The sequence below is a fragment of the Streptomyces justiciae genome, assembly GCF_015163075.1.
Lineage (GTDB): Bacteria > Actinomycetota > Actinomycetes > Streptomycetales > Streptomycetaceae > Streptomyces > Streptomyces justiciae.
This window is the reverse complement of the sequence record NZ_JADDXU010000005.1, coordinates 315,687-334,462: the sequence shown is the minus strand read 5'-3', so window position 1 is coordinate 334,462 and position 18,776 is coordinate 315,687. Positions and strand designations below refer to the sequence as shown.

The following is an 18,776-nucleotide window of genomic DNA, read 5'->3' as shown; positions in this document are numbered from 1 at the left end:
ATGAGCCGGGACGTACCCCGCTCACCTGCGATTTCAGCCGAAGATGTCGTACTGCTTGAAATCGGTACCGACCGAGATCCTTGTGGCAAAGATCTCGCTGGTGGCCTTGCCGGTGCCCTTGTACAGGTACAGGGTGCCGCCGGGCGTACGGGCCAGGAAGTCGGCCTTGCCGTCGCCGGTGATGTCACCGATGGCGTCGAAGGCGTTGTACGTGGTGTTGCTCCAGGTGCGGACCTTCACGCGGGCGGCGAACGGGGCCGAGGCCTTGCCGGTGCCCTTGTAGAGGTAGAGGGCGCCGGTGCTCTTGTTGCGGGCGATCAGGTCGGCCTTGCCGTCACCGTTGAAGTCGCCCTTGCCGCGCACCATGTTGTACGAGTTCCAGCCCGTGGCCGTGCCGATCTGCTTGCGGGCGGCGAAGGTGCCGTCGCCGTTGCTCGGGTAGAGCCAGGCCTTGCCTGCGGAGTCCACGGAGACCAGGTCGGGCTTGTAGTCGCCGGTCAGGTCGCCGGGGGCGATGATGCGGGTGCGGGTCTTCCAGTTGTCGAAGATCTTCTTCCGGCTGAACTCGCCCGTCGACCACACGTAACGGTCCCAGTAGACGGCACCGGTGGAGCTGTTGCGGTAGATGAGGTCCTGGACGCTGTCGCGGTTCAGGTCGGTCTGGAGGACGACGTTGTAGGAACCCCAGTAGCCGAGGTCCTGCCGGGCGCCGAAGGAGGTGCCCTTGGAGTCCTTCTCGTAGCCGGTCTTCGTGGACGAGTTGCGCACGAAGAGGTCGGCCTTGTTGTCCGTGTAGCTCAGGTTGGCGTCGTCGACCTGCGCGTACGCGGCGCCGAGGTAGGTGCTGACCTTCGAGAAGACGCTGTAGGCGCCCTTCTCGACGCAGTCCGTGACACCCCACGAAACGACGCCGACGATGCGGTTGTCCACGACCAGCGGACCGCCGGAGTCACCGTTGCAGGCGGACGTCGTGCCCTCGTCGCTGCCGGTGGCGGGGTTGCCGGCGCAGACCATGTGGCCCTTGATGAAGTCGGCCCCGTAGTAGTTGGCGCAGGTGGTGTCCGACTGGATCGGCAGCGTGGCCGTCTTCAGGGTGTCGGAGATGTCCTGCGTGGTGGAGCTGGTACGGCCCCAGCCGTAGACCTTCGCGCTCGTCCCGGCCTTGTACGAGGTGGTGTCCGTGGACGTCGTCATACGGATCGGCGTCGCCTTGACCGGCTGGTTCAGGGTGATGACGGCGATGTCGTTGTCGATGGTCCGCGAGCTGTACGACGGGTGGCTCCACTGGCGCACCGCGCCGGTGACCGTGCCGTTGGTGTTGCCGTTCGCGTCGGGCATCGTCGTCGTGCCGGTGACGATCGCGCCGTACTTGGCCCAGTTGTAGCCCTTGACGCAGTGCGCGGCGGTGAGGATCTTCGTCGGCGAGACGACGGAGCCGCCGCAGAAGAAGTACACGTCGTTCGTCGTGTCCTGGTAGAAGAGCTGGGCCATCCAGGGCGCCGAGGAGATCGTCGTGGTGGTGCCGCCGATGATCTTCGCGTCGACGGTGCCGCTGCTGGTGCTGGAGCTCAGCGACGACTTCGAGGTCGTCTGCCCGGCGATGTCCCCGCCGGCGAGACCCCCCGCGACCCGGGCCTTGAGCTCGGCCTGCGACACCGTGCTGATGGCGGGCGTCTTGGGCGTCGGCTCAGAGGCGGTGGCCGCCCCGGCCGACGTGATCATCAGCGCGGCTGCCACGGCGGCGGCGACACCGGCCGCACCGATGGGCAGGGCGATCCGCATCCGACGTCTGTGCCGGCCGCCCCCGGACATGGCTGTACCCACTCAAGTCCCCCCTCGGGATCAGAAGTTCACGGGTCGAAAAAGTGACCGAAGAGCGCGATCGTACCCCGGCCCCAGAAACCACAAAGGGCCACCCCCACAACGGGGGTGGCCCTTTGCCGAAGACTTACGTCAGTCGCCGTTACCGGGGGTCGGCGTCGTCTTCTGGATCTGCATCAGGAACTCGACGTTCGACTTCGTCTGCTTCATCTTGTCGAGGAGCAGCTCGATGGCCTGCTGCTGGTCGAGCGCGTGCAGCACGCGGCGCAGCTTCCAGACGACCGCCAGTTCCTCGTTGCCGAGGAGGATCTCTTCCTTACGGGTGCCGGACGCGTCGACGTCCACCGCCGGGAAGATGCGCTTGTCGGCGAGCTTCCGGTCGAGCTTGAGCTCCATGTTGCCGGTGCCCTTGAACTCCTCGAAGATCACCTCGTCCATGCGGGACCCGGTGTCCACCAGGGCGGTGGCGAGGATGGTCAGCGAGCCGCCGTCCTCGATGTTGCGGGCCGCACCGAAGAAGCGCTTCGGCGGGTACAGGGCGGTCGAGTCGACACCACCGGACAGGATGCGGCCGGAGGCGGGCGCGGCCAGGTTGTACGCACGGCCCAGACGCGTGATCGAGTCGAGCAGCACGACCACGTCGTGGCCCAGCTCCACCAGGCGCTTGGCGCGCTCGATGGCGAGCTCGGCGACCGTGGTGTGGTCCTCGGCCGGGCGGTCGAAGGTCGAGGAGATGACCTCGCCCTTGACCGACCGCTGCATGTCGGTGACCTCTTCCGGACGCTCGTCGACCAGGACGACCATCAGGTGGCACTCGGGGTTGTTGTGCGTGATCGCGTTGGCGATCGCCTGCATGATCATGGTCTTGCCGGTCTTCGGCGGGGCCACGATCAGACCGCGCTGCCCCTTACCGATCGGCGACACGAGGTCGATGATCCGGGTCGTGAGCACACCCGGGTCCGTCTCCAGGCGGAGGCGGTCCTGCGGGTACAGCGGGGTGAGCTTGTTGAACTCCGGGCGGCCACGGCCGTGTTCGGGCGCCATGCCGTTGACGGAGTCGAGACGGACCAGCGCGTTGAACTTCTCGCGCCGCTCGCCTTCCTTGGGCTGACGGACCGCGCCGGTGACGTGGTCACCCTTGCGCAGGCCGTTCTTGCGGACCTGGGCGAGGGAGACGTACACGTCGTTGGGGCCCGGCAGGTAGCCCGACGTACGGATGAAGGCGTAGTTGTCGAGGATGTCCAGGATGCCCGCGACGGGGATCAGGACGTCGTCCTCGGCGAGCTGCGGCTCGGCCGCGCCCATGTCGTCACGGCCACGACGGCCCCGACGGTCCCGGTAACGGCCGCGACGGCCACGGCGGCCGCCCTCGAAGTCGTCGTCGTCCTGCGGGCCGGCGTTGCGGTCCTGACGGCCGCCGCCCTGCTGCTGGCTCTGCTGCTGGCCGCGCTGGCCGCCGCCCTGCTGGTCGTCACCCTTGCCACGGCGGTCGCGGTCACGGCCGCCACGGTCGCGGTCCTGACGGTCGCCGCGGTCACGGCGGTCGCGACGGCCCTGACGGCCCTCGGCGTCACCCGCGTCGCCCTTGGCCTCGCCCTGCGCCTGCGGGGCGGGCGTCTCGGCCTTGGGCTCGCTCTTCGCCTCGGCGGCCACCGTCTCGGGGCTGCCGGCCTCGGCCGTGGCACGGCGACGGCGGCGCTCGACGGGAGCGTCGTCGGAGGCCGGCTGGCCGGGGATCTCGATCTGCTGCTGGGCCGTCGCCTTCTCGGCGGGGGCCTCGGCCTTCGCGTCCGCCTTCTTCTCGGCGGCCTCGCCGGTGCGGGCCTTGGAGGTGGCGCGGCGCTTGGGCTTGGTCTCGGTGGCGGCGTCCGCCTTGGGAGCCGCGGCGCTGCCTCCGGCCTGCGCCTCCTTGATGACCTCGATCAGCTGGCTCTTGCGCATGCGCGCGGTGCCCCTGATGCCGAGGCCGGATGCGACCTGCTGCAGCTCGGCCAGCACCATGCCCTCGAGGCCGGTACCGCGGCGCCGCCGGGAGCCGGCACCGGTGGCAGGCGCGGAGGCGTCCGTGGCGGGCGCGGCAGCGGTCTCCTCGACACGTGCGCCCATCAGATCGGTGGTGTCGCTCACGAAGGGTCCTTCCCTGGAGCGGACGTCGGCCTGTCTGGCTCGGCGACCGGTTGTGCTGTCCGACGTCGGTCCCATCCTTGTGGACCGTGCCGGGGCGGTGGTCCGCCTGGGCGGCGGAGGAATCTGGTGATGGCGCTTCCCAGAGCCATGACACCGACTGGCTGTGTCACGTGGCTCGGTCGCACCGGTTCCGGAGCGTGCCCGGCAAGTCGCTCAGTGCTCGCGTACGAGGTACTGCCCGCGTACGTCGTACGAAACACAGTGCGGCTTGGGAGGCTCCCGGAAGAATGTCTGTCCCGGACGGGGACGTGAAGCACCTCGCCATGGTGGGGTCGGGTGCAGACTTGAGGTTAACACTACCGGATCCAACAAACATTCCCCCTCTCGAAATCCGGCAACCGAACGCATTCAGATGTCACCGGCGGGTGCGAGCGGCAACACGCTCGCACCCTGGCCATCCAGTTCGAGCCGGTTGGCGGCCCATCCCTCACCCGCGAGGTGGGCCACCTTGTCGGCGCTGGCCTCGTCGACCAGCGCGAGAACCGTGGGTCCGGCGCCGGAAATCACGGCCGGAACTCCGTCCGCCCTCAAGCGCTCCACGAGCGCGGCGCTCTCCGGCATGGCCGGAGCCCGGTATTCCTGGTGGAGCCGGTCCTCGGTGGCGGGCAGCAGCAGCTCGGGGCTCCGGGTGAGGGCCTCGACGAGCAGGGCGGCGCGGCCCGCGTTGGCGGCGGCGTCGACGTGCGGCACGGTGCGCGGGAGGAGACCACGCGCGGTCTCCGTCAGAACCGGCTTCCCGGGCACGAAAACCACCGGAACGATGGAATCGGCGGGCTCCAGCCTGATGGCCCGGGCGGCGCCCGCCTCCATCCAGGCGATGGTGAAGCCGCCGAGCAGACAGGGCGCCACGTTGTCGGGGTGGCCCTCGATCTCGGTCGCGAGCTCCAGCAGCGCGGCGTCGTCGAGCTTGGACTCGCCGCCTATGGTCACGGCACGGGCGGCGACGATGCCGGCGCAGATGGCGGCGGAGGAGGACCCGAGGCCACGGCCGTGCGGAATGCGGTTGGCGCACACGATCTCGAGGCCGCGCGGCTGTCCGCCGAGCAGGTCGAAGGCGGTGCGCAGGGACCGTACGAGCAGGTGCTTCTCGTCGCGCGGGAGGGTCTCGCTGCCCTCACCCGCGATGTCGATGTGCAGCCCTGAGTCGGCCACCCGGACGACGACGTCGTCATAGAGCCCCAGCGACAGGCCGAGGGCGTCGAAGCCCGGGCCGAGGTTGGCGCTGGTGGCGGGGACGCGCACCCGGACGGCGGCGGCGCGGAACGCTGGACCGGCCATCGCTCGATGACTCTCCTTGAGCTGCGTGATTGTCGAAGACATTCGATACGTACGTGGAGACCCCGCGGGCCGCGGAGATGACGCGGCTCCCGGCCATGCGCTCGGGCATATGCGGCGGGCGGGTTCGGTACAGCCTATCGAAGGAAGGTTCTGTGGCGACATAGGGCGCACAGGAGGCGCACGATGCGTGTCGTAAGCCCCCTGTGCACCCCCTGTAGGGATGTCGCCGTGCGGTGCTTGTTTACGCCAGGCCGAGGCGCTCGGCGGCCGTCGCCGCGTCGACCGGGACGGTGACGGGCTGCGGGGCGCCCGCGACGGCCCAGTCGGGGTCCTTGAGGCCGTTGCCGGTGACGGTGCACACGATCTTCTGGCCCGGGTCGACCAGGCCCTGCTCGGCGGCCTTCAGCAGACCGGCCACGGACGCGGCCGAGGCGGGCTCCACGAAGACGCCCTCCTGAGCGGCCAACAGGCGGTAGGCGCGCAGGATCTCACGGTCCGTCACCTCGTCGATGAGGCCGCCGGACTCGTCGCGCGCGGCGAGCGCGTACTGCCAGGACGCCGGGTTGCCGATGCGGATGGCGGTGGCGATCGTCGACGGGTCCTTGACGACCTCGCCGCGCACGATCGGCGCGCTGCCGGAGGCCTGGAAGCCCCACATGCGGGGGGTCTTGGCGGCGATGCCGTCGGCGGCGTACTCCTTGTACCCCTTCCAGTACGCGGTGATGTTGCCCGCGTTGCCGACCGGGAGGACGTGGATGTCGGGGGCGTCGCCGAGCATGTCCACGATCTCGAAGGCGGCCGTCTTCTGGCCCTCGATACGCACCGGGTTGACCGAATTGACCAGCGCCACGGGGTAGTTGTCGCTGAGCGAGCGGGCGAGGGTGAGGCAGTCGTCGAAGTTGCCGTCGACCTGGAGGATCTTGGCGCCGTGGACGAGGGCCTGGCCCATCTTGCCGAGCGCGATCTTGCCCTGCGGCACGAGGACGGCGGAGACCATGCCGGCGCGCACCGCGTAGGCGGCGGCGGAGGCGGAGGTGTTGCCGGTGGAGGCGCAGATGACCGCCTTGGCGCCCTCCTCCTTGGCCCTGGTGATGGCCATGGTCATGCCGCGGTCCTTGAAGGACCCCGTCGGGTTCGCGCCCTCGACCTTGAGGTGGACCTCACAGCCCGTGCGCTCGGAGAGCACCTGCGCGGGCACGAGAGGCGTGCCGCCCTCGCGGAGCGTCACGACCGGGGTGCTGTCGGAGACGGGCAGCCGGTCCCGGTACTCCTCGATGATTCCGCGCCACTGGTGGGTCATTGCTGGTTACTCTCCTTCAACCCGCATGATGCTGGCGACACCGCGCACGGTGTCGAGCTTGCGCAGCGCCTCGACGGTCCCGCCCAGGGCGGCGTCGGACGCGCGGTGGGTCACGACGACGAGGGAGGCCTCGCCGTCCTTGCCCGTCTGGCGAACCGTATCGATGGAAACCCCGTGCTCGGCGAACACGGTCGCGACCTGGGCGAGAACACCCGGTTTGTCCGCGACATCGAGACTGATGTGATACCGCGTGACGACCTCGCCCATCCCCGAGACGGGCAGGGCGGCGTACGCGGACTCGCCGGGACCGGTCGCGCCGTTGAGCCGGTTGCGGCAGACGGCGACGAGGTCGCCGAGGACTGCGGAGGCGGTCGGGGCGCCGCCGGCGCCGGGACCGTAGAACATGAGCTGCCCGGCCGCGTCGGACTCGACGAAGACGGCGTTGTACGCGCCGCGCACGGAGGCGAGCGGGTGGGTGAGCGGGATCATCGCCGGGTGCACGCGGGCCGTGACCGATCCCCCGTCCTCGGCGCGCTCGCAGATGGCGAGCAGCTTGATGGTGCAGCCCATGTTCTTCGCGGAGGCGAAGTCGGCGGCGGTGACCTCGGTCATGCCCTCGCGGTAGACGTCGTCGAGGCGCACGCGCGTGTGGAAGGCGATTCCGGCGAGGATCGCGGCCTTGGCGGCGGCGTCGAAGCCTTCGACGTCGGCGGTGGGGTCGGCCTCGGCGTACCCGAGGGCCGTGGCCTCGTCCAGAGCCTCCTGGTAGCCGGCCCCCGTGCTGTCCATCTTGTCGAGGATGAAGTTGGTGGTGCCGTTGACGATGCCGAGCACGCGGTTGACCTTGTCGCCGGCGAGGGACTCGCGCAGCGGGCGGATCAGCGGGATGGCACCGGCGACGGCGGCCTCGTAGTAGAGGTCGGCGTCGTGGTCCTCGGCGGCCTTGTGGAGGGCGGCGCCGTCCTGGGCGAGGAGGGCCTTGTTGGCGGAGACGACCGAGGCGCCGTGCTCGAAGGCGGTGGTGATGAGGGTGCGGGCGGGCTCGATGCCACCGATGACCTCGACGATGACGTCGATGTCCCCGCGTTTGACGAGGGCGGTGGCGTCCGTGGTGACGAGGGCCGGGTCGATGCCCTCGCGGACCTTGGACGGGCGGCGCACCGCGACACCGGCCAGCTCGACGGGGGCGCCGATGCGCGCGGCGAGGTCGTCGGCGTGCGTCGTCATGATGCGCGCCACCTCTGAGCCGACCACTCCACAGCCCAGCAGCGCCACCTTCAGCGGACGCGTACGCATCATCCGACCTCGTTTCCTCATACCGTCTACGGTTGGACCAGTCTCACTCACCGGACGGGAGTTTCTACCCTTCGTCCGGATCGTGAGACATCTATTTCATTTGTACGGGGGCGGAAGACAGGAGATCTTCCGCCCTCGGGCTTCGGCGGCTGTCCGACGTCTCATCCGACGTCGAGACGCAGGAGGTCCTCCTCCGTCTCGCGCCGGACGATGACCCGCGACTCGCCGTCGCGCACGGCGACGACCGGCGGCCGCAGGACGTGGTTGTAGTTGCTCGCCATGGAACGGCAGTACGCACCCGTCGCCGGTACGGCGATCAGGTCGCCCGGCGCGAGGTCGGCGGGCAGGAACGCGTCCTTGACCACGATGTCCCCGCTCTCGCAGTGCTTGCCGACGACGCGGGCGAGCATCGGCTCGGCGTCGCTCGTCCGGGACACGAGAACGACGCTGTACTCGGCGTCGTACAGCGCGGTCCGGATGTTGTCGGACATGCCGCCGTCGACGGAGACGTATGTGCGCAGTCCGTCGAGGGGCTTGATAGTGCCGACCTCGTACAAGGTGAAGGCGGTGGGCCCGACGATGGCGCGCCCCGGCTCGACGGAGATGCGCGGCGTCCGCAGCTTGGCGCCCTCGCACTCCCTCGTCACGATCTCGGTGAGCGCCTTGGCGATCTCGTGCGGCTCACGGGGGTCGTCGTCGGAGGTGTAGGCGATGCCGAGCCCGCCCCCGAGGTCGATCTCGGGCAGCTCGACGCCGTGCTCGTCGCGGATGTCCTTGAGCAGCCCCACCACCCGGTGCGCGGCGACCTCGAACCCGGACATGTCGAAGATCTGCGAACCGATGTGGGAGTGAATCCCGATGAGTTCGAGGGAGTCCAGCTGGAGCGCCCGGCGCACGGCCTCAGCGGCCTGCCCGCCGGCGAGCGGGATGCCGAACTTCTGGTCCTCGTGGGCGGTGGCGATGAACTCATGGGTGTGCGCCTCCACCCCCACCGTGATCCGGATCTGCACACGCTGCCGCTTGCCGAGCTCCGCGGCGATGTGCGCAACGCGCACGATCTCCTGGAAGGAGTCGAGCACGATCCGCCCGACACCGGCCTCGATGGCCCGGCGGATCTCGCCCGTCGACTTGTTGTTGCCGTGGAAGGCGATGCGGTCGGCGGGCATGCCGGCGGAGAGGGCGGTGGCGAGTTCGCCGCCGGAGCAGACGTCGAGGTTGAGCCCCTCTTCGTGCAGCCACCGCACGACGGCACGCGACAGGAACGCCTTGCCGGCGTAGAAGACGTCGGCGTCGGCCCCGAAGGCGGTACGCCAGGCGCGGGCCCGCTCGCGGAAGTCGGCCTCGTCGAGGATGTAGGCGGGGGTGCCGTGCTCCTCGGCGAGCTGGGTGACGCTGATGCCGCCGACGGTCAGGACCCCGTCCTCATCGCGCGTCACGGTCTGGGCCCAGACCTTGGGATCGAGGGTGTTGAGGTCGGCGGGCGGCACTGTGCTTGCTACGGAGCGCCCCTCAGGGAGGACGTCGGCGTGACGGGGCCCGGCGGGGTGGGCGGAACGGCTCATGATCTGTGGCTGGCTCTCTAGATGTGGTCGGGTGCGTCGATGCCGAGCAGGGACAGGCCGCCGGCCAGCACCGTCCCGGCGGCTTCGGCGAGGGCGAGCCGGGCACGGTGGGCGGCCGAGGGTTTCTCGTCGCCGCGCGGCAGCACGCCGGGCAGGAGGGTGAGCGCGGCATCGGCGACGGTGACGAGGTGCCGGGCGAGACGGTCGGGCGCGCGGTCGGCTGCCGCCTGGGCGAGGACCCGGGGGTGGTCGGCGAGCAGCGGGGTGAGGCTGTGCCGTACGTCGCCGGGTACGGCGGTGAAGCCGAGGTCGGCGGCGTTGCGGCTGAGGGCCCGGGTGCGGGCATGGGTGTAACGGACGCGGAAGAGGGGGTTGCCCTCGCGCTGGACGAGGTGCTCGTCGGTGATCCGGGGCCGGTCGTGGGCGGCGGGACACAGCAGGGCCCAGCGGGCGGCGTCGCGGCCGAGGGGGGTGGGGGTGGTGGGGGCGGGGACCGGGCGGATGGGGACGTTGAGGGGGGTGGGTCCTTGGCGGACGTCGAGGGCGGGGGCGGGCGTCCAGCTGACGTTGCCGTCGAGGGGGGCGAGGGCGGCGGGGACGGGTGCCTGGCTGACGTTGACGTCAAGGTCGGCTGAGTCGGCGGGGGCGGGTGCCTGGCTGGCGTTGACGTCGAGGGGGGCCGGGGTCTCGGGGGTGCCGAAGGCGTCGACGTGGGCGCCGAGGAGGTCGGTCCACTCCGGTTCGGGAGGCGCCTCGCAGGTGTTCCGGACGAGGGCGCCCTGGGAGCGGAGGAGCCGGGAGACGGCGTCCATGACGACGACGGCGCGGACCTCGTGAGGCGCGTGCAGCCGGAAGATCTCGCCGGTGAGCCCGTCAGCGCATCCGTAGTGCCGCCCGCGCCGGAGGATCTCCTCGACGAGCGCGCCGGAGCCGGACTCGCGCAGGCTGATGTTGAGGAAGCCGGGCCCGGTGACGACGACGTCGGTGACACCGGGGGCGTCGAGGAGATGGGCCCGCAGGATCGCGGCGACCTTGTCCGCAGGCCTCCCTGCGGGGCGGGCGAGCTGGAGGGCGATGTTGGTGGCGTAGTCACCACAGCCGCCGGGCCCGGGAGGCGCGACGACGGCCCGTCCGGGAACCGTCACGCTCAGCTCTCCACCGTCGACAGCGCGACGGACCGCGCGCAGCACGGTACTGGAGAGCTCGACGGGGGTCACGGGACAAGCGTATGGGAGGAGGGGGGTGGGTAGGCGAGTCGGTTTAACGGAAGGTCCGGGATGTGGACGCCCGTGGACAGCGGCGAGGCCTGATGGACGCTGCCGAACCCCGACGGCCGGCCACAGCCAGCCACGGCCAATCAAGGACTACTGCTCCACGAAGCAGGCGGCAGGGCTGATCAGCCGCAGCCGCCCGCCTGTCCGGCTCGCTCGGCCTCACCGGCGCCGAGGACGCTGTCGAAGACCGCGTCGTCGTCCCCGTCCGCCTGCTCCGCACCGTGCCTGCGCTCCATCAACTGCCGTACGAGCCGTACGAGTTCGGCAGGCTCGAAGGGCTTGGCGAGGAAGGCGTCGACGCCGACGTCGAGGCCGCTCTCGACCTCGTACTGGGTGCAGGCGCTGACGATGGCGAGCGGAAGATCGCGGGTCCGGGGATCGGAGCGCAGTCGCGCGGCGGTACGAAGCCCATCAAGCCGGGGCATCACGACATCGAGGGTCACCACATCGGGCCGCACCTGATGAACGACATCCAGACACTCGGCACCGTCGGCCGCGGTCACGACCTCGAGACCCTCCAGCTCGAGATTGACCCTGATCAACTGCCGGATGACCTTGTTGTCGTCCACAACAAGCACCCGGCCCGAGGCGCCTGGCACAACTCGAGAGTAGGTCCGGACCGGCCATCGCGTCCGGGTTTTCCCGACTTCCACCCGTACCGGGGACCGCGGGCCGCCCCTGACCGCCGGAAATACCTGTTCATGAAGACCCCATCGAAGCTGGTAGGGTTCTACCCGTCGCCGCGCACAGTGCGGCGGACGCCCGCGTAGCTCAGGGGATAGAGCAACGGTCTCCGGAACCGTGTGCGCAGGTTCGAATCCTGCCGTGGGCACTTTGGAGAGCGGGACCCAGTTTCACTGGGTCCCGCTCTTTGTCGTTGGGTCGTGGTGGTCGCGGTAGAGCTGCGATATGCCCGTTCTCGTGGCGTTGGTCGGTGGGGTCGCGGAGTGCGCTCGGTCTCGGGGCGCTTGTGCCTGTGGCCGGAGCGGCGGCGGTTGCCTGGTGGTCCGGCCGCGCTGCTCGGAGTACGGGTGCTTGGTGAAGTGCAGGCGGGTTCTGGCCTGTTGGTCGGTGCCGGTGCACAGTTGATGATGGTGTGTGCGGCAGTGAGGTTGCACACAGATCATTCGGGGCTGTGCTTGTAACTCGCCTTGTACGTCGGTGGGTTGACGGAGCGTCGCTTTCGGGTGGTGTTTGCGGAGCGTAAGAATCCGGGCATGTTTTCCTTTCAACAATGGCCTTTCCGGCTTTCGTCCCGTTCACTCGGGACCGTCCCCCGCAAGGCAGTTCGGAGCATGGGAAGCGTGTACGGATATGTCCAATTCATCCGAGAAATCCGAAGTCCCGATAAATCCGCACACAGTTAGCGTCGCCGAGGTGATTCCGGGCGACCTGGTCGCGCTGTCGCCCGAGGACGTGGAACGGCAGCGCTGGTACGTCGTCACCCACACGCTGCCCGAGTCGCCGGAGACGATCCGGATGTCGCTGCGGCCGCCGCTCGGCGGGGTGGACCGTGACGAGGTGCTCGGGCGGGAGCGGACCGTCACCGTCGCCTGTCACCGGCTGGACGTCGCGGCCGTGCCCCGGCTGTCGTCACCGCCGCTCGACGACGTGGAGTTCCGGGACGGCGACCGGGTGAGCTCGGTGCGGGCCGTCGATCCACGGGCCGCCGAGGTGACGTATGTACGGCGTTGGGGTGCCTGGCACCGGGATCTCGACGTGTGTGCGGAGCAGCCGGTGGCGGACGAGGACGTGCGGGGGTGGGCTCGTGACGCCGACCGGGAGGGGTATGTCGTACGGCATCACCCTCGGCCCGCGCGGGAAGCCGCTGCCGGTGGGCCGCGGCGGGTCGTCGTCACCGGGCTCGGGGCCATGACTCCGCTCGGGGTCGGGGTGGATGCGTTGTGGCGGGGGCTGCTTGACGGGCGGCACGGGATACGGGAGTTGGACGGGGAGGAGTTCGGTGAGCTGCCCGTGCGGGTGGCCGGGGTCGTGCCCGTCGATCCTGGTGAGTTGTTGCCTCGGGCCGCCGCGCGGCGGATGAACCGGGCCGCCCAGTTCGCAGTGCTCGCCGCGCGGGAGGCCTGGGCCGACGCCGGGTTCGTGGACGGGGGGACCCGGGAGAGCGGGCTCGATCCCGAGCGGGTCGGGGTCAGTCTCGGGGCGATCCTCGGGGATGCCTCCGTGCTGGTCGGTGGGGATCGGAAGCTGCGGGACAAGGGGCCGCGGGCCGTCTCGCCGCTCACCACGCCGATGACCGTGCCCTCGCAGGCCGCCTCGCAGGTCTCCCTCGACCTCCACATCACCGGGGAGGCCCGGACGGTGACCAGCGCGTGTGCCTCCGGCACCGAGGCGATCGGGCAGGCCATCGACCGCATACGGTACGGCCGTGTCGACGTCGCCCTCGCGGGCGGTGCGGAAGCCGTCGTGACGCCGGCGATCATGGCGTCGTTCGCCTCGATGCGGGCGTTGTCCCAGGCCGGGCTGGAGGACGGGCGTTCGCCTTCGCGGCCCTTCGCCAAGGACCGGGGCGGGTTCGTGAACGGGGAGGGCGCGGGGGTTCTCGTGCTGGAGGCCGAGGAACATGCCCTCGCCCGGGGTGCGCGGATCTACTGCGAGGCCGCGGGGTGGGGGCTCTCCGCTGACGCGCATCACATGGCCGCGCCCGATCCCTCGGGGAGCGGGGTGGCGCTCGCGCTGCGGCGCGCGGTGCGGGACGCCGGGGGGTATGTGGTGGACGTCGTCCATGTGAACGCGCATGCCACGGCCACCGTGGAGGGGGATCTCGCCGAGGCGGGTGCGCTGCGGGCCGTCCTCGGGAACCGGAACCTGTCCGTGCCGGTGACCGCGCTCAAGGGGCACCTCGGGCATCTGCAGGGCGCCGCGGGTGGGGTGGAGGCCGTGGCCACCGTACTGACGTTGCATCACGGGGTGGTGCCGCCGACCGTGGGGTGTGCGGAGGTGGACGCCGAGGTGGAGCTGGACGTGGTGACGGACGCTCCGCGGGACTTGCCGGTGGGTGGGGATCTCGCGCTCAGCAACTCGTTCGGGTTCGGGGGGCACAACGCGGTGCTGGCCTTGCGGCGCATGGGGTGAGTGGCGGGGCTCGGACGCGGACGGGCTGAGCGGGGTTCGGCACCGCCGGGCTGCGACGTCGTGGCTGAGCGCCGTCGCGGCGGAAGAAAGTGGCTGGCACAGGAAAAGGAGCAGGAAGAGGAGAAGGAGCAGGAAGAGGAGAAGGAGACTGGCCTGTTGGTAGGCGTCAGGCCGAGCGCTTTCGTGGTGTTGTCTTCTTTGCCGTCGTCTTCTTCGCCGTCGCCGACGCCGTCTTCTTCGATGCCGTCTTCTTCGTCGCTGTCGACTTCTTTGCCGAGGACGAGGACGAGCTCGAGGCCGTCTTCTTCGTCGTCGTCTTCGACGTCGACTTTCTGCCCTGCGCCGGCTTCGGGGTCGTGCGGGACGACGTCTTGCGTTGCGGGAGTTGTCTGACCTCCGCCGGTTCCTCGCCGCGGGACTCCTTCGCCTCGCGCACGCTCTTCTCCAGGGCCGCCATGAGGTCGAGGACCTTGCCGCCCTTGGCCGGTTCCGGGGCCGCCGGCGGGGTCTCGCCGGCGGCCTTCGCGGCGACGACCTCCTCCAGCGCCTCGCGGTACTCGTCGTGGAGGTCCTCGAGGTCGATCTCGCCCAGGGTGTCCATGAGGGCGTCGGCGAGGTCGAGTTCCTTGTCGTTGACCGTGACCTTGGTGTCGGGGGCGACACCCTGGGGGGCGCGGACCTCGTCCGGCCACAGCAGCCCGTGCATCGCGATCGCGTCCTCCACCACCCGCAGCATCCCCAGCCGCTCCCTCCCCCGCAGCGCGAACTTGGCGATCGCCACCTTGTTGCTGCGCTTCAGCGCCTCACGGAGGAGCGTGTACGGCTTCGCCGCCGGGGCGCCACCCGCCGCCAGGTAGTACGCGGCGTCCATCTGGAGCGGATCGATCCGGTCGGCCGGCACGAAGGCCACGATCTCGATCGTCTTCGCCGTCGGGAGCGGGAGGTGGGACAGGTCCTCGTCGGTGATGGGGATGATCGTGCCGTCCGAGTCCTCGTACCCCTTGCCGATCTCCGCCCCGCTGACCTCCTTCTCCTCCAGCTCGCACACCTTGCGGTAGCGGATGCGGCCGCCGTCCTCCAGATGGATCTGGCGGAAGGAGATCGAGTGGCTCTCGGTGGCGTTGACCAGCTTGATCGGGATGCTGACCAGGCCGAACGAGATCGCGCCGTTCCATATGGATCGCACGGGCGGCATCCTTTCGGCGACTGTCACGGGAGGGATCGGGCGGTATCAGACGATATGCGTGAGATTCTCATCGTATGACGCCTATCACGGAGGTGGCGGGGCGCCGGCTCGCGCTCAGCAACCTGGAGAAGGTGCTGTATCCCGCGACCGGGTTCACCAAGGGCGAGGTGCTGCACTACTACGCCACCACCGCCGACGCCCTCCTCCCCCATCTGCGGGACCGGCCGCTGTCCTTCCTGCGCTACCCGGACGGGCCCGACGGGCAGGTGTTCTTCGCCAAGAACGTGCCGCCGGGTACGCCCGACTGGGTCACCACCGCCGAGGTGCCGCGGTCGGAGGGGCCGGCGCGGATGGTCGTCGTACAGGATCTGGCGTCGTTGATGTGGGCGGCGAACCTCGTCACCGAGTTCCATACGCCCCAGTGGGTGGTCGGTGATCCGGCCGAGGCCGATCGGATCGTGTTCGATCTCGATCCCGGGCCGCCCGCCTCCGTCGTCGAGTGCTGTGAGGTCGCGCTGTGGCTGCAGGAGCGGCTCGCGGCGGACGGGATCACGGCGTACGCCAAGACGTCCGGGTCGAAGGGGCTGCATCTGCTGGCGGCGGTGCGGCCGACGCCGTCCGAACGGGTGACGGAGTACGCCAAGGGGCTCGCCGTCGCCGCCGAACGGGCGATGCCGAAGCTCGTCGTGCACCGGATGACGCGGAGCCTGCGCCCCGGGAAGGTGTTCGTCGACTGGAGCCAGAACGCGGCCCGGAAAACCACCGCGACCCCCTACACCCTGCGTGCCCGCCCCGAGCCGACCGTCTCGGCGCCGGTCACCTGGACGGAGGTGGAGGAGTGCCGGTCGGCGTCTCAACTCGCCTTCCTCGCAACGGACATGGGGCCCCGTATCCAGGACTACGGCGATCTGCTCGCGCCGCTCTTCGACGCGCGGTCCGCCGGACGACTGCCCTAGGGCCTGTCCTGGCTTCCCGATCCGCACCGGCGGGCACAGATGGTGATCAATGGGGACATCTCTCATCGAATCACCGAAGGAGCAGCCACCGGCATGCGAGCACGACCATCCTCCGGCGCCCGCGCCCACACCCTCCGCCGAGCCCTTCTCGTCGGACTCACCGCCTACGCCCTCTCCGCCGCCCAGGCCCCGGCCCCGGCGCCCGACAAGCGCCCCGGCGCCGATGTCATCACCGACTGGAACAACACCGCCGTCGCCGTGATCGCCGACGACGCCAGGCGGCCGACCGCCGAGCCATTCCTCTGGTACGGCTTCGTCCATGCCGCCGTCTACAACGCGGTCGTCGGCATCGAGGGCCGCTACGCCGAGTACAAGTGGGACGTACGAGGTCCCCGGCACGCCTCCTCTGAGGCCGCCGCCGCGACGGCCGCGCGGCGGGTGCTGCTCACCTACTTCCCGGCGTCCAAGGTGCGCATCGAGAAGGCGTACACCGCGTCCCTCGCCAAGATCCCGGACGGGACGGCCCAGAAGCAGGGCGTCCGGTTCGGGGAGCTGGCCGCCGAGCGGCTCATCGCATTGCGTGAGGAGGACGGGCGCGGAGAGCGGGTGACGTTCGCCCCGGAGCCCGCCCCGGGTGTCTGGCGGCCCGCCCCGCCGACGTACAGCCCCGCTGTGAACGCCTGGCTGGGCAAGGTGCGGCCGATGCTGTCCGACGACCCGGAGCAGTTCATGCCGGGGCCGCCGCCCGCGCTGACCTCGCGGCGGTACGCCCGGGACCTCGCCGAGACGAAGGCGATGGGCGGGAAGAGCGGCAGCAGGCGGAGCGCGCGGCAGACCGAGACCGCGCTGTTCTTCTCGCACCCGCTGCCCCAGCAGCTCCAGGCCGGCTACCGCGACCACGTCACCCGGCACAAGCTCGACATCGTCGACGCCGCCCGGCTGTTCGCGGCGGCCAACACGGCGGCCGCCGACGCGACGATCACGACCTGGAACGCCAAGTTCACGTACGCCCTCTGGCGCCCGATCCACGCCATCCGGCTCGCCGGCACCGACGGCAACCCGGCCACCGCGGCCGACCCGGACTGGACACCGCTGCTGAACACTCCCCCGTACCCGGAGTACATCGGCGGGCACTGCACCAACGACGGCGCCGTGATGGCCGTACTCGACCGGCTGACCGGCGGGGACATCGACCTGCGGCTGTCGTCGACGCCGACGGGGACGACGCGGACGTACACGAGGTCGGCCGACTTCAACCGGGACACGATCAACGCCCGGATCTGGAGCGGCATCCACTTCCGCACCGCCGACGTGGTCGGCACCCGGATCGGCAGGGACATCGGCAACTGGGCGATGGACCACTACTTCCGGCCGCTGCGGTAACTACACCCGCGTCCAGGTGTTCCGGTCCCGTGCCATCGCGTGCAGGGCCTCCACGTCCGCCGGTTTCAGCACCCCGCCGAGCCGGGCCAGGCTCTCCACCTCCGTGTCCGCGATGACGCGGACCTCGCGCAGCGGGGCGGTGATCCGGACGTCCGCCGGGCCGGCGAGGGCGAGGACCGGGTGGACCTCGGCGGTCAGCGCGTAGGAGGCGCGGTCGGCGTCGGCGCGGACGCGGCGCAGCAGCGGGCGGGGGTCGTGGCGGCCCAGGGTGACCATGGGGTCGGCGACCGTCACCCGCTGCTTGCGGGCGGGCAGGGTGTGGATCGCGAAGAGGCCGCCCGGGCCGATCGCCAGGTGGTGGACGCGGTCGCCGCCGGGGAGCGGGACCGAGTGCAGGGCGTGCCAGCCCGCGCCGTCCAGGCGGTCCAGGGCCTCGCCGACCGCCTGCTCGGCCAGCAGCGCCCTGCGGCGCGGGTCGGGGCGGAGCCGGTGCGGCGGGCCGGGGTCGCGGTCGAGGGCGATCTGGAGGGCCTCGCCGGGTCGGTTGGGCGCCAGGTCGTCGTCCGGGTGGAGGGTCAGCCGGGCCAGTTCCGCCGGCGTCGGGACGGGGGGTGGCCCCACCGCGACCGGGCCCGTCAGGAACGGGCCGAGCACCTCCAGGACGTCCTCCCTGCTCGCCTCGCTGAGCAGGTTCACCCGGGCCGCCTCCCTGTCGTACCAGGCGACGTTCCGCCCGTCCGTCAGGCACACGTAGAGCCGCTCCTGGCCGTGCCGCCAGGTCGGTATGACGCGCAGTCCGCTCATGCACCATCACCCCTTGACCATGGGAACAGGCGGGGTGCTCCAGGGGCAAGAAGGCGGTTACCTTTGGGGAAGGTCGGGAGGGTGGTTGGGTGTGGGGAGTTGGGGAGGCGTTATTGCGTACCCGCAGGAAGCAGCCCGACGTACCGGCCCCGGACCGTCCCTGGAACGAGATCGTGCCCGGACTGTGGATGGGCGGGCACGAGTTCAGGGGGCACTCGGGGCAACGGGAGTTCGCCGTCGTACGGGACGAGTTCGATCTCGTCCAGACCCTGTTGAGGCTGCCGGGGCACGGGCCCGACCCCGGCGTGGAGCACCATGTGTGGCCGATACCCGACGGGCCCCTGGACGGGACCCAGCTCGCGGGCGTGATCCGGCTGGCACGGGCCGCGAACGAGGCGATCGACGAGGGCCGCAAGGTCCTCGTCCGCTGTTATCACGGCTACAACCGCTCGGGGCTGGTCGTGGCGCACGCCCTGATCCGTGCCGGGCACTCCGCCGAGGAGGCGATCCGCACGATCCGGGAACGCCGCTCGCCCTGGGCGCTGCACAACGACCTGTTCGTCGACTATCTGCGGGCCGGACTGCCCACGGCACGGCTGCTGGAGGAGCTGGCCGAATGACGCCCGTCCCGGA

At 70.5% G+C, this 18,776-nt stretch carries 14 protein-coding genes and 1 tRNA gene; 5 read left to right on the top strand and 10 right to left on the bottom strand.

Features of this window, described 5'->3' with window-relative positions:
• Positions 1-33: 33 nt before the first annotated feature.
• The 8 genes from IQ210_RS16850 to IQ210_RS16815 all read right to left on the bottom strand — a co-directional run bounded on the left by IQ210_RS16850 (position 34) and on the right by IQ210_RS16815 (position 11,371).
• On the bottom strand, positions 34-1,782 hold the full coding sequence (locus tag IQ210_RS16850; protein ID WP_228047864.1) for a trypsin-like serine protease: 1,749 nt from the start codon (positions 1,780-1,782) through the stop codon (positions 34-36).
• 171 nt (positions 1,783-1,953) lie between these two features.
• On the bottom strand, positions 1,954-3,948 hold the full coding sequence (gene rho / locus IQ210_RS16845; protein ID WP_194079829.1) for a transcription termination factor Rho: 1,995 nt from the start codon (positions 3,946-3,948) through the stop codon (positions 1,954-1,956).
• Between the two features lie 408 nt (positions 3,949-4,356).
• Positions 4,357-5,286, bottom strand: coding sequence for a homoserine kinase (gene thrB, locus IQ210_RS16840; protein WP_194079828.1), 930 nt, complete (start codon positions 5,284-5,286; stop codon positions 4,357-4,359).
• A 241-nt stretch (positions 5,287-5,527) separates the two neighbouring features.
• Positions 5,528-6,586, bottom strand: coding sequence for a threonine synthase (gene thrC / locus IQ210_RS16835; RefSeq protein WP_126274368.1), 1,059 nt, complete (start codon positions 6,584-6,586; stop codon positions 5,528-5,530).
• Positions 6,587-6,592: 6 nt separating this feature from the next.
• The gene (locus tag IQ210_RS16830; protein WP_194079827.1) at positions 6,593-7,885 is read right to left on the bottom strand and encodes a homoserine dehydrogenase; all 1,293 of its coding nucleotides are present in this window, start codon (positions 7,883-7,885) and stop codon (positions 6,593-6,595) included.
• Positions 7,886-8,043: 158 nt separating this feature from the next.
• Positions 8,044-9,444 carry a diaminopimelate decarboxylase gene (lysA, locus tag IQ210_RS16825; RefSeq protein WP_194079826.1) on the bottom strand — a complete coding sequence of 467 codons (1,401 nt, stop codon included), beginning with the start codon at positions 9,442-9,444 and terminating at the stop codon, positions 8,044-8,046.
• A gap of 17 nt (positions 9,445-9,461) precedes the next feature.
• Positions 9,462-10,661, bottom strand: coding sequence for an ArgS-related anticodon-binding protein NrtL (nrtL, locus tag IQ210_RS16820; protein WP_194079825.1), 1,200 nt, complete (start codon positions 10,659-10,661; stop codon positions 9,462-9,464).
• A gap of 179 nt (positions 10,662-10,840) precedes the next feature.
• Complete coding sequence (locus IQ210_RS16815; RefSeq protein WP_194079824.1) at positions 10,841-11,371, bottom strand: response regulator; 531 nt, start codon at positions 11,369-11,371, stop codon at positions 10,841-10,843.
• A gap of 107 nt (positions 11,372-11,478) precedes the next feature.
• Here IQ210_RS16815 and IQ210_RS16810 point away from each other — a divergent pair.
• Together IQ210_RS16810 and IQ210_RS16805 are read left to right on the top strand one after the other, a co-directional pair.
• Positions 11,479-11,550 (top strand) — tRNA-Arg (locus tag IQ210_RS16810).
• Positions 11,551-12,032: 482 nt separating this feature from the next.
• Positions 12,033-13,814, top strand: a complete 1,782-nt coding sequence (locus IQ210_RS16805) for a beta-ketoacyl-[acyl-carrier-protein] synthase family protein (protein WP_194079823.1) — start codon at positions 12,033-12,035, stop codon at positions 13,812-13,814.
• Between the two features lie 166 nt (positions 13,815-13,980).
• Here IQ210_RS16805 and ku read toward each other — a convergent pair whose 3' ends face one another.
• Positions 13,981-15,000 (bottom strand): non-homologous end joining protein Ku, encoded by a 1,020-nt coding sequence (gene ku / locus IQ210_RS16800; protein ID WP_456115060.1) that lies wholly within the window; start codon positions 14,998-15,000, stop codon positions 13,981-13,983.
• 74 nt (positions 15,001-15,074) lie between these two features.
• Between ku and ligD the strand changes: the two genes are divergently transcribed.
• Positions 15,075-15,956: a non-homologous end-joining DNA ligase gene (gene ligD / locus IQ210_RS16795; protein WP_194079821.1), complete on the top strand. Its 882-nt coding sequence runs from the start codon at positions 15,075-15,077 to the stop codon at positions 15,954-15,956.
• 93 nt (positions 15,957-16,049) lie between these two features.
• The gene (locus tag IQ210_RS16790) at positions 16,050-17,339 is read left to right on the top strand and encodes a vanadium-dependent haloperoxidase (RefSeq protein ID WP_194079820.1); all 1,290 of its coding nucleotides are present in this window, start codon (positions 16,050-16,052) and stop codon (positions 17,337-17,339) included.
• Here IQ210_RS16790 and IQ210_RS16785 read toward each other — a convergent pair whose 3' ends face one another.
• Positions 17,340-18,143, bottom strand: coding sequence for a nuclease-related domain-containing protein (locus IQ210_RS16785; RefSeq protein WP_194079819.1), 804 nt, complete (start codon positions 18,141-18,143; stop codon positions 17,340-17,342).
• Between the two features lie 113 nt (positions 18,144-18,256).
• On the opposite strand from IQ210_RS16785, the gene IQ210_RS16780 reads away from it, so the two are divergent.
• On the top strand, positions 18,257-18,763 hold the full coding sequence (locus IQ210_RS16780) for a protein-tyrosine phosphatase family protein (protein ID WP_194079818.1): 507 nt from the start codon (positions 18,257-18,259) through the stop codon (positions 18,761-18,763).
• Positions 18,764-18,776: the final 13 nt, after the last annotated feature.